This is a genomic window from Nocardiopsis mangrovi (genome assembly GCF_042653925.1).
Classification (GTDB): domain Bacteria; phylum Actinomycetota; class Actinomycetes; order Streptosporangiales; family Streptosporangiaceae; genus Nocardiopsis_B; species Nocardiopsis_B mangrovi.
In genome coordinates this window covers 1-11355 of sequence record NZ_JBHSFQ010000020.1, presented here as the reverse complement: position 1 = coordinate 11355, position 11355 = coordinate 1, and the positions used below count along the sequence as shown (strand labels likewise).

General features: G+C 71.5%; 7 protein-coding genes. 6 read left to right on the top strand and 1 reads right to left on the bottom strand.

Features of this window, described 5'->3' with window-relative positions:
• Positions 1 to 1708: 1708 nt before the first annotated feature.
• A complete protein-coding gene (locus ACFO4E_RS19205) occupies positions 1709 to 2509 on the bottom strand; it encodes a Fic family protein (protein ID WP_378576738.1) in 801 nt (266 codons plus the stop codon).
• A 131-nt stretch (positions 2510 to 2640) separates the two neighbouring features.
• On the opposite strand from ACFO4E_RS19205, the gene acs reads away from it, so the two are divergent.
• The 6 genes from acs to ACFO4E_RS19175 all read left to right on the top strand — a co-directional run bounded on the left by acs (position 2641) and on the right by ACFO4E_RS19175 (position 10782).
• A complete protein-coding gene (gene acs / locus ACFO4E_RS19200; RefSeq protein WP_378576736.1) occupies positions 2641 to 4617 on the top strand; it encodes an acetate--CoA ligase in 1977 nt (658 codons plus the stop codon).
• 184 nt (positions 4618 to 4801) lie between these two features.
• Complete coding sequence (locus tag ACFO4E_RS19195) at positions 4802 to 5242, top strand: phage holin family protein (protein WP_378576734.1); 441 nt, start codon at positions 4802 to 4804, stop codon at positions 5240 to 5242.
• A gap of 23 nt (positions 5243 to 5265) precedes the next feature.
• Entirely contained in the window at positions 5266 to 6177 is a 912-nt protein-coding gene (locus tag ACFO4E_RS19190; protein ID WP_378576732.1) for an alpha/beta fold hydrolase, read from the top strand.
• A 246-nt stretch (positions 6178 to 6423) separates the two neighbouring features.
• Entirely contained in the window at positions 6424 to 6963 is a 540-nt protein-coding gene (locus ACFO4E_RS19185; protein WP_378576730.1) for a DUF309 domain-containing protein, read from the top strand.
• A gap of 556 nt (positions 6964 to 7519) precedes the next feature.
• A complete protein-coding gene (locus tag ACFO4E_RS19180; protein WP_378576926.1) occupies positions 7520 to 9910 on the top strand; it encodes a sodium-translocating pyrophosphatase in 2391 nt (796 codons plus the stop codon).
• A gap of 389 nt (positions 9911 to 10299) precedes the next feature.
• Positions 10300 to 10782, top strand: coding sequence for a SixA phosphatase family protein (locus ACFO4E_RS19175; RefSeq protein WP_378576728.1), 483 nt, complete (start codon positions 10300 to 10302; stop codon positions 10780 to 10782).
• Positions 10783 to 11355: the final 573 nt, after the last annotated feature.

Below are 11355 nucleotides of genomic sequence, written 5' to 3'. Positions count from 1 at the left end.
TGCCGATTCGAGGCGTGTGCTGCGCGGCGGCGGGGCGCGGGAGGTGCGACGCGAGGTGGTGGCCCACGTCCACCGTCCCTCATCCGGGCGCGCGGGCGAAAGTCGACCTTGCGACTTGTGGATAACGCGGCTCGGCGATCGCGTACCGGAGTCGCGGGCCCCGCCGCCGTCCCGATCGGGGCGCTCCGGCCGCCTCCTCCACGCCCGATCCGGCGATCTGCGCGCTCCACTCACCCCCGGGCCGGCCCGGGGGTGAGTGGAGCGCGCAGAAGCGGTCGGCGGGCAGACCGACGCGCGGCTTCCGGGTGCCGGCGGCGAGGCCGAGCCCCCCGGATCATCGCCCTCGGCGAAGGAGCCCGGCCTCGGCGTTCACTCCCTTTCTCACCGGCGTCCGGGTCGACACCTCCCCCTGATCCGGCGGGAGTGGCCGCCCCGGGGGCACACCGGCACAGCGGATGCGGCGTTGGAGAACGTGGCCGACCGCGATCCGCAGAGCCCTGATGCGGCGCGACCGGCGCCGCCTGGACACCGCTGCGAACCAGGCGGCGATCGGGATGCTCGCGGAGAACGCCCGGGTCCGCTCCGAATCCCACGGCGATCGCGTTCGGTCGCTATGGCGGTCGCCGAAGTCGAGGTGGATCGCACGGCACAGCGGGCGCCCGGTCGCGCATCGCGGACCTGTGGCTGCGCGCCCTCCGCGGTCGGTGCGCGGATCACGCGAAGGTCGCCGGCCGGCGGGTGGCCGGGTGCGGGAGCAAGGGCTCCTTGCCGGGCGGGAACGGCCGGCCCGCCGCACCGTGCCGCCGGCGGGAGGGCGAGCGCCGGTCCGGACGTCGCATCGCACGGGCCTCGCGACGTCGAGCCGATCGTGCCCTGCTCTTGGAGTGCGACGTTCGCAGTGGATCGGGCATCGGGGCCTCGACCGCGCCGGTGTACGGCCGGACGGCGCCCCCGCCCGCGGCGCTGCCCCGTTCGCGGGCCGGGTGAGGGAAGGGCGACGGCCCCCGCCGGGGGGTGAGCGGGGGCCGTCGTACGGTCCGGCCCCGGGGGGGTAGAGCCGGTCGCCGTATTCCAATCAGGTCGGGTTGGCCGCTGGAGAAGGGTTCCTGGGCCTGTCGCGGTGACCGGATCGCCGTGGACGCGCGAGGGGTGCGCCGGACGCACGGTGTGGGATACCGAGGGAGACCCGGGAATGCCGCCCGGCCGCGTATCCGGCGGCGGGGGAAGGGCGGGGCGACCCCGTTCTCATGGAAGTAACAGATATGACACGGTAGGTTACCATGCCGGTTTTGCGTGGTCGTGGGAAAAGTTTGACCGCGCCCCCGTTTCAGGGCGCCGCCGCCCGGAGTAGAAAAGGAGTGAGGGAGAGGTCGACCCCACCCGCACGAAGACCGGGAACCCACGCGCCACCAAGCCGCGGGAGGCTCGTCCAGACCAGGCTCCACCTGGTCGGACTACATCATTCGCACGCTTGATAGCCCGGTGGACGTGCTCGCGGCGGCGTCAGTGTTCGACCCGGACGGGCGGGCGCGGGCGCCGTTCGCATTCCCGGTGAACTTCGCAAATACCGCATGGTGCATGGCGGAGAACTGCGCTAAATGTGATTCAACTGAGACGAATGCCGCGCAGGTCGCAGGCCGGGCGCGGGGATCCCTGTGGCAGCGAACCCCGCCGTCCGCCGAACTGCCATGGGCCACTGCGGTGCGGGTCAGCCGCGCTTCAGTGCTTCACACGTCGCCAGGGAATCGCGGGCGCCGGCCGCCACGGCGTCGCAGCAGTGGATCACCCATGCGGCGACGCCCGCCGCCGTACCGGAGGTGTAGCCGCGCAGCGCGGGACCGTACCCGTCGCGCAGCTCGACGTGTCCTACTTCCAGCGGGACCAGCGACTTCGGGTCGAGCCCCCGCGAGATGAGGGTGAGCCGCTCCGCCGCCCGCGCCACCACGCCGTCGCCCCACCCGAACGGGCGCAGCACCGCCAGTTCGCCGTGCACGACGGCGCCCACGACGAGCGCGGGTACCGATGCGCGCGTGGCCATCAGCGCGTCCAGCCCGTCGAGCCGGGCCGCCACTTCGGCCGGTCCGGGCGCGGGCCCCACACCGAGTGGATCGGCGGCCGGCTCCCCCGGCGCCCGGGGACGGCCCAGCGACGCGGCGTCGACGCCGTCGGCGGCGGCCAGCGTGTGCAGCCGCGCCAGGACCTGGCGCGGGGCCTTGGGCCACGTGCCCGAGAGCACGCCGAGCTCGCCCGACACCCGCAACGCGCCCTTCACCAGCGGATCGTCGCCCTCACCGGCGCGCACCTGTTCCAGGGTGGCGTCGGCGCCATCGAGGACCGCGGATGCGCGTGCCCCGCGCAGGGCGGACTCCATGGACACCTCCGCGCTGCGCCGGCGCAGCACACGGTGGCCCAGAAGGCGGTCGACGACGGCGCGCGTCTCCTGAACGGAGGCGTCGACGCCGGGAAGCCGGGCGATCTGCTCAAGGGGATCGGCTGACACTGCGTTCACTCCTCGAACCTTACGCGCGGGTAACCCATGCGCCGTCCGTCTGCCCCCTTGTAACGGGCACTCCTCCTTGATGGAGTGGTCTCCACCACATATTCAGATCGTGGGACCGTGAACAGCAAGGAGAAGTAACCGTGGCTGAGACTCCCCGGGAGCAGGGACACGAGACGCTGTCCAACCTTCTTCAGGAAACGCGGCGGTTCCCGCCCCCCGCGGATCTCGCCGCCGCTGCGAACGTCAAGCCCGGCGACCTCGAAGCCGCCGCCGACGACCGGCTCGCCTTCTGGGAGGAGCAGGCGCGCCGGCTGCACTGGGACCGCCCGTGGGACAGCGTCCTGAACTGGAATCCGCCCTTTGCCGAGTGGTTCGGCGGCGGCAGGCTCAACGCCGCCGTGAACTGTGTCGACCGCCATGTCGACGCCGGCCGCGGCGACCGCGTCGCCTTCCACTGGGAGGGCGAACCGGGCGATACCCGCACCATCACCTACGCCCAGCTCAAGGACATGGTGTGCCAGGCGTCGAACGCCCTCCTGGAGCTCGGGGTGGCCAAGGGCGACCGGGTCGCGGTCTACATGCCGATGATCCCCGAGACCGTTGTCGCCATGCTCGCCTGCGCCCGCATCGGTGCCGTGCACATGGTGGTCTTCGGCGGCTTCTCGGTCGAGGCCCTGGGGACCCGGCTCGACGACAGTGAGGCCAAGGTCGTCATCACCGCCGACGGCGGCTACCGGCGCGGCAAGGCCAGCGGGCTGAAGGCGGCGGTCGACGACGCCGTACGCGACCGGCCGGCGGTCGAGCACGTCCTGGTGGTGCGCCGCACCGGCCAGGACGTCGAGTGGACCGAGGGCCGCGACGTCTGGTGGCACGACATCGTGGACCGCCAGAGCACGGACCACAGCGCCGAGGCCCACGACGCCGAACACCCGCTGTACATCATGTACACCAGCGGCACGACGGCCAAGCCCAAGGGCATCCTGCACACCACCGGCGGCTACCTCACCCAGGTCTCCTACACGCACTGGGCCGTCTTCGACCTCAAGGCCGACACCGACGTCTTCTGGACCGCCGCCGACATCGGCTGGGTGACCGGCCACTCCTACATCGTCTACGGCCCGCTCTCCAACGGCGCCACCTCCGTGATGTACGAGGGCACCCCCGACACCCCCCACCAGGGGCGCTTCTGGGAGATCGTGGAGAAGTACAAGGTCACCATCGCCTACATGGCGCCCACCGCGATCCGCACGTTCATGAAGTGGGGAGCGGACATCCCCGCCCGCTTCGACCTCAGCAGCCTGCGGGTCCTGGGATCGGTCGGCGAGCCCATCAACCCCGAGGCGTACATGTGGTACCGGACGAACATCGGCGGTGACCGCACGCCCGTTGTCGACACCTGGTGGCAGACCGAGACCGGTGCGATCATGGTCTCCCCGCTGCCCGGCGTCTCCTCCGGCAAGCCCGGCGCCGCGATGCGGCCGCTGCCCGGCGTCGTCGTCGACGTCATCGACGACGAGGCGAGGTCCGTACCCAACGGGGGCGGCGGATACATCGTGATCCGCGAGCCGTGGCCCGCCATGCTCCGCGGAATCTGGGGCGACCCGGAGCGCTACAAGAAGACCTACTGGTCGCGCTTCGAGGGCCTCTACTTCCCCGGCGACGGCGCCAAGCGCGACGAGGACGGCGACATCTGGCTGCTCGGTCGGGTCGACGACGTGATGCTCATCTCCGGGCACAACATCTCCACCACCGAAGTGGAGTCCGCTCTCGTCAGCCACCCCAAGGTCGCCGAGGCGGCGGTCGTGGGCGCCACCGACCCCGTCACCGGGCAGGCCATCGTGTCATTCGTGATCCTGCGCGGCGAGGCCGGCGAAGGCGGCGACGGCCTCGTTCAGGAACTGCGCACCCACGTGGGCGAATCGCTCGGCCCCATCGCCAAGCCGCGGCAGATCCTGGTCGTGCCCGAGCTGCCCAAGACGCGCTCCGGCAAGATCATGCGCCGGCTCCTGCGCGACGTCGCCGAGAACCGCACCATGGGCGACGTCTCCACGCTCACCGACTCCTCGGTGATGGACGTCATCGCGGCCAAGCTGCCCGACGCCAAGGGCGACGAGTAGCGGCGACCGGGCGGGCGGGGCGGCCCCGGCCGCCCGCCCCGCCCGGACCCCGCGTCGGCCCGCGCGTCCGCGCCCCCATCGCCTGCGGACGCCATTCCGGCGCGCACGCGCGGCGGATACGGCCAGGGCGGGGATGTGTGCAAGGATGCGGAGGACCCACGTCCCAGCGAAGGGAGCCGCCTCGATGCCCGAGACCCGATCGGGTGGCCAGGAACCGGAGTCCGAGGACTTCGACGCCGCTGAGCGCTCGCTCGGAGAGCTCTTCTCCGACGCCGGCGGCAACGTCTCGCGGCTCATCCGCCTCGAACTGGAACTCGCCAAGCTGGAGATCGCGCGCGACGCCGCCCAGATCGCCCGCGGCTCGGTCATGTTCATCGGCGCCGCGGTCATGGCCCACATGGTGCTGGTCCTCGCGTCGATCACCCTCGGCCTGGGTCTGTGGGCGCTCGGCCTCGCGGCCTGGCTCGCGTTCCTCATCGTCACCGTGCTCTACGTGCTGCTCGCCGGGCTGCTGGTGTTCCTCGGGAACAGCAGGCTGAAGAAGATCCAGGGGCTGCCGCGCACCGGTGTCACCATGGCCCGCACCATGGCCGTGCTGCGTCGCGAGCACCCCGCGGACTTCTGAGGGCCCTGATCGGCGGACCGAGCGTGACCGGGGAGACGGCGGTCCTCATCGACGGGCCGTGGACGCACCGCACCGTGACCGCCGCGGGCACCCGCTTCCACGTGGCCGAAGCGGGCGACGGACCCCTCGTTCTGCTGCTGCACGGGTTCCCGCAGTTCTGGTGGACGTGGCACGGGCAGTTCGCCCCGCTGGTCGACGCCGGGTACCGCGTGGCAGCGGTGGACCTGCGCGGCTACGGCGCCAGCGACAAGCCGCCGCGCGGCTACGACCTCATCACCCTGGCGTCCGACGCCGCCGGGCTGGTCCGCGCGCTCGGTGAGGCCAACGCGGCGGTCGTCGGGCACGCCACCGGCGGCCTGCTCGGCTGGACCATGGCCGCCTACCACCCCAAGTCCGTGCGGCGGCTGGCCGTACTGTCGATGCCGCACCCGCTGCGGCTGCGCGGCGCGATGCTCGCCGGGCGCCAGGGCTGGGCGAGCCGCCGTTTCTACGGCTTCCAGCTCCCCGTGCTGCCCGAGCGCCGGCTGCTCGCCGACGACGCCGCGCCCGTCGCCGCCATGCTGAGCGGCTGGTCGCGGCCGGGATGGCCCGACCCGGTCACCGAACGCCGCTGCCGCGACGCCTTCCAGGTCCCGGGGGTCGCGCACGCCTCGCTCGAAGCCCACCGGTGGCTGTTCCGGTCGCAGGCGCGCCCGGACGGCCACCGCTACATGCGGCGCATGCGGCGGCCCATCGCCGTGCCGACCCTGCACCTGCACGGGGCGCTCGACCCTTTCCTGCTCCCGGGCACCGCGCGCGGCTCCGGACGCTTCGTCGACGCCCCCTACCGCTGGCGCCTGATCGACGGTGCGGGACACTTTCCCCACCAGGAACAACCGGACCGGGTCAACCGGGCGCTCACGGGCTGGCTCGCCGACGCCGAGCCCGACACCTGACCGCCAGGGCGTCCGCTTGCGGTGGGAGGGTGTTGGGACCCGCCGTCGCTCCGACGGGGCCCGGACGCCGGCCCACCGGCACGGCATGCGCACCCCGCGGACCCGGCGGGGCGCACGGAGGCGGACTCCGGCGGCGGGCCGCCCGGTGCCCGTGCGGAGTCCCCTGAGGCCGGGCGGGTGGCACGGGCAGGACGGCGACCGGGACCGGGAACCGGGGCCGGAACCACGACGGGAACGGAGTGGCGCATGGGCGCGACGCAGGAGGGCGGACGGGACCGCGACCCCAGCGGGCGGGCGCAGAACCAGCGCCCCCGCGACCGCCTCGGCCGTCCCCTGCCCTACGGCTCCCCCGGGGTGCCCCGGGTCCCCGACGACGCGGTGTTCACCGCCCAGGAGGGCCTGGACGCGGCACAGCGGTTCCTCGACGACGGCTACGCCTTCCACGCCCACGAGGTGCTGGAGGCCGTCTGGAAGTCCGCGCCCGACGAGCAGCGGGAGCTGTGGCGCGGGCTGGCCCAGGTCGCCGTCGGGCTCACCCACGCCCAGCGCGGCAACCGCGTCGGCGGCGCCCGTCTGCTGCGCCGCGGGGCGGACCGGGTCGAGGAGTACGGTCCCCGGGCTCCCGAGGGCGTCGACGCGCAGGGCGCCGCCGCCTTCGGCCGGGGCGTCGCCGACGCGCTGGACCGCGGGGACGACGCGCCGCTCGACACCGCCGGCCTCAGGTTGAGGCGCGGCGGTACGCACCCGTCGGTCCCTGGCGGCGGCACGCCCGGTGGCGTGCGCTAGGACCGTGCGTTAGGACACATCTGCCCCGTTCCGCTGGCGAAGGGCGCCGCCGTCCGGTTGGCTGTGCGGTACGGGGGAACACCTTCGCGCCCGGACTCTCGCTCCGCTGCGGCCTCCTTCCTGCACCGCTCATTCCACGCTTGCGTTATTCATGCCTCTTTGAGCCGTTCATCCCTAATGCCCCGTTAATTAATGTCTGGCGATAAATGCTGGATTCCGTCCCGTATAAACTGAAATATCATACTTTGGAGATCACCGTGTGATCACATATCCACGGCGCGCCACATAACTTCAGGCCCTCCTCTCACGTTTCACGGTCGCGGTGCGTAGAATCCCCGACACCGTGCCCTTCGGAAACGCCGGTCACGGGAAGCTGAATATGTGTTGGTGGCACCCCGCATGACCCTGCACAGCGTGCCGTCGGGCTACCTGTTCCGGCCCAATCCGGACGGCGGCGTGCGCGAGCGCGGGGCCGGGACGTGCCCGTCTCAAGGAGGACGGTTTGCCTGGGCTCAGCCTCGCCGCCGAAAGCGGTCCGGCTCTGGCTCTGAACGGCATGGATCTCACGCTGGTCGTCGTGGTCTTGGCGGTGGCGCTGCTGGCGCTCGCCGTGGCCGGATGGCTGGTGCGTGAAGTCCTCGCCGCGGGTCAGGGTACCGAGCGAATGCAGAACATCGCGCTCGCGGTACAAGAGGGCGCAGCGGCGTACCTCAAACGCCAGTTCCGCACCCTCGCGATTTTCATCATCGCCATTCCCCTGCTGCTCCTGCTCCTCCCCGCCGACAGCGAATCGGTGCGTTACGGCAGGTCGGTGTTTTTCGCGATCGGCGCGATCTTCTCCGCTCTCACCGGCTTCATCGGGATGTGGCTCGCGGTGCGCGGAAACGTCCGCGTCGCCGCCGCCGCCCGTGAAGGCGGCGAAAGCGGTGAACACGCCGCAATGCGGATCGCCTTCCGCACCGGCGGTGTCGCCGGCATGTTCACGGTCGGCCTCGGCCTCGCGGGCGCGGCCATCGTCGTCCTCCTCTACCGCGGCGAGGCACCCCTCGTCCTGGAGGGCTTCGGCTTCGGCGCCGCCCTGCTCGCGATGTTCATGCGTGTCGGCGGCGGCATCTTCACCAAGGCGGCCGATGTCGGCGCCGACCTGGTGGGCAAGGTCGAGCAGGGCATCCCCGAGGACGACCCCCGCAACGCGGCGACCATCGCCGACAACGTGGGCGACAACGTCGGCGACTGCGCCGGCATGGCAGCGGACCTCTTCGAGTCCTACGCCGTCGTCCTCGTGGCGTCGCTGATCCTCGGCCGGGTGGCCTTCGGCGTCGAGGGACTGGTGTTCCCGCTGCTGGTCCCGATGATCGGCGTCCTCACCGCGATCATCGGCATCTTCGTCGTGCGGCCGCGCTCGCGCGACAAGAGCGCCATGGCGGCGATCAACCGCGGCTTCTTCATCTCCGCGATCATCTCCGCGGTCCTGGTCTCGGCCACCGCCTACGTCTACCTCCCGTCGAGCTTCTCCGGACTCACCGGGGTCGACGACCAGACCGCCGCGCTGGACGGCAACCCCGCCGTGATCGCGATCGGCGCGGTGCTCGTCGGCCTGGTCCTGGCCGCCGCCATCCAGGTGCTCACCGGCTACTTCACCGAGACCGACCGGCGCCCGGTCCGTGAGATCGGCGAGAGCTCCGAGACCGGGGCCGCGACCGTCATCCTCTCCGGCATCTCCGTCGGGCTGGAATCGGCCGTCTACTCGGCGGTGCTCATCGCCGGCGCCGTGTACGCGGCCTTCCTCATCGGCGGCGTCTCCGTCACCATCAGCCTCTTCGCGGTGGCGCTGGCGGGTACCGGCCTGCTGACGACGGTCGGCGTCATCGTCGCCATGGACACCTTCGGACCGGTCTCCGACAACGCTCAGGGGATCGCGGAGATGTCCGGCGACGTCCAGGGAACCGGCGCCGAGGTGCTGACCAGCCTCGACGCGGTCGGCAACACCACCAAGGCGATCACCAAGGGGATCGCCATCGCAACGGCCGTCCTCGCCGCCACCGCCCTGTTCGGCGCGTTCCGCACCTCGGTGGAAGGGGCGCTGGGCGACGCCGCGAGCGGCTTCAGCCTCTCCATCGACCAGCCGAACGTGCTCGTGGGCGTCATCCTCGGCGCCGCGGTCGTCTTCCTCTTCTCCGGGCTGGCGATCATGGCGGTCGGCCGCGCGGCCGGACGGGTCGTCATGGAGGTGCGCGAGCAGTTCCGCACCCGCCCCGGGATCATGGACGGCACCGAGAAGCCGGAGTACGCGCGGGTCGTCGACATCTGCACCCGCGACTCCCTGCGCGAACTGGTGACCCCCGGCCTCCTGGCCGTGCTCACCCCGATCCTGGTCGGGTTCGCGCTGGGCTACGCCCCCTTGGGCGCCTTCCTCGGCGGGGCGATCGCCGCCGGGACGCTCATGGCGGTGTTCCTCGCGAACTCCGGCGGCGCCTGGGACAACGCGAAGAAGCTCGTCGAGGACGGCCACCACGGCGGCAAGGGCTCAGAGGCGCACGAGGCCACCGTCATCGGCGACACGGTCGGCGACCCGTTCAAGGACACCGCGGGGCCGGCCATCAACCCGCTGCTCAAGGTCATGAACCTGGTCGCGCTGATCATCGCGCCGAGCGTGGTGATCTATGCGGACAACATCGCCCTGCGCGTGGGGATCACGGTGGTGGCGGTGGCCGTCATCGCCGGAGCGATCGTCTGGTCCAAGCGCCGCTCCTCCGACGGTCCGGCCTCCGGGGCGCCGGTAGCGGGCGGTGCGGACGCCGGGACCGGTACGGCGGCCGCGGCACCCGGTCAGGTCTCCGGCGGCACGCCCGGGGCGGACGACAACGCGGACGTGCCCGGCATCGACGACTCCGAGCCGGCCGGCCGCAAGGAGCAGGCGCACGCGGGCGAGGGCGGTACGAACTGACCCCGTGATGTGCCCCCGGGCACACCCAGTCGCCTCGCGCGTGGCCGCCGGATCCCCCAGGACCCGGCGGCCACGCCGTGTCATGCGGCCATAGCCGGGACGCGACCCCCGTGAAGTGCTGCGGTCCGCGGGGGAGGAGTGGCGTCGGAGGGTGAGTGGCCGGGACGGAAGAGGCAGGTGGGAGGGGCGTACGACCGTGGAACCGGGTGGGGTGGGGCGGGGGCGGGGTGCGCCGAGCAGACCATAGGCTGACCTGAGCAGCGTCCACGCCAACGAACAGCGAGTGAGGAGCGCGGTCCCGTGTCCGGAATGAAAGGGCTCGCCATCATCATGGGGGTCATGTTCGGCTCCCTGGCCCTCATGGCCGTCGTCGCAACGGTGCTGTCGCCATGAGCCGGCGACTCGTCATCCTGCGGCACGCACGTGCGGAACACGGGTTCACCGGTCCGGACCATGACCGGACCCTGACACAGGGCGGACGCGTGCAGGCGGTCGACGCGGGCGGGCGGCTGGCGCTGGGGGGACTGGTTCCCGACCACGTCATCTGCTCCACGGCCGTACGGACCCGCGAGACGCTGGACGCGGTGCTGGGCGAGCTGCCGACGCGGCCGACCGTCGAGTACGAGGGGTCGGCCTACTCGGCCGATCTCGACACCGTCTTCGGGCTCATCAATGCGGTCGACCCAGAGGTGGGAACCCTTCTGCTCGTGGGCCACAACCCGACCATGGCCGACCTGGCGTCGGCGTTCATGGACGATCCGGGACTGATCTCCTTCCCGCCGGCGAGCATCGCGGTGGTCGACCTGGAGGTGGAGTGGCTGTACGCCGCCCCGGGGACGGGCAGCGGCCGCGTTCTCGACGATGAGGGCTAGACGACGGGCGGCCGCCGTACGGCGGTGTAGCGGACGTAGCCCGTGGGCCTGCACTGATTCCGCGGGCAGGCCCCGGCTCTGAGCGTCGCCGGAAATTTCTTCCGCGTTCAGGTTGGCGACCGGCGGGACAGCCGCTATAGTCGGTCGAGTCGCCTGGCGCGGGCTTGTGGGCCTGCGGGCCGGGCGGTGGTCTTCTCTCGGCCGATCCGCACACCGTCTGGTGGGCGGGGCCGCATCCGGTTGGTCGTTCTGGTCTTCGAGTGGTGTTCTCGGTGTGGCATACTCATGCCGTTGCTGAATTCGCTTCTCGGAATGATCGGAATGGTCGTTGTCCGGGTGTTTTTCGGGAATTCGCGGTTGATCGCCGGTTTGGCGGGCGGCCGGAAAGCCTGATAAAGTGGAGACACAACAGCAGGACGGAAGCTCCGCCTCTGCGGAAGAGCCTCGGGAATTCGCTCCTTGTGGGTGGTTCGGGCTTGTACGGGATGAGCGGTTGTTTTTTGAGAACTCAACAGCGCGTGTTTGTTTTTCTTTAAGCCAAAGTTTGTTTTGGCCCCGTGGACACTCTTTCGG

Excerpts from the sequence above, each read along its gene's own strand:
- ACFO4E_RS19175 (WP_378576728.1), top strand. The coding sequence starts at position 10,300 with ATGAGCCGGCGACTCGTCATCCTGCGGCACGCACGTGCGGAACACGGG.
- ACFO4E_RS19195 (WP_378576734.1), top strand. The coding sequence starts at position 4,802 with ATGCCCGAGACCCGATCGGGTGGCCAGGAACCGGAGTCCGAGGACTTC.
- ACFO4E_RS19180 (WP_378576926.1), top strand. The coding sequence starts at position 7,520 with ATGGATCTCACGCTGGTCGTCGTGGTCTTGGCGGTGGCGCTGCTGGCG.
- ACFO4E_RS19185 (WP_378576730.1), top strand. The coding sequence starts at position 6,424 with ATGGGCGCGACGCAGGAGGGCGGACGGGACCGCGACCCCAGCGGGCGG.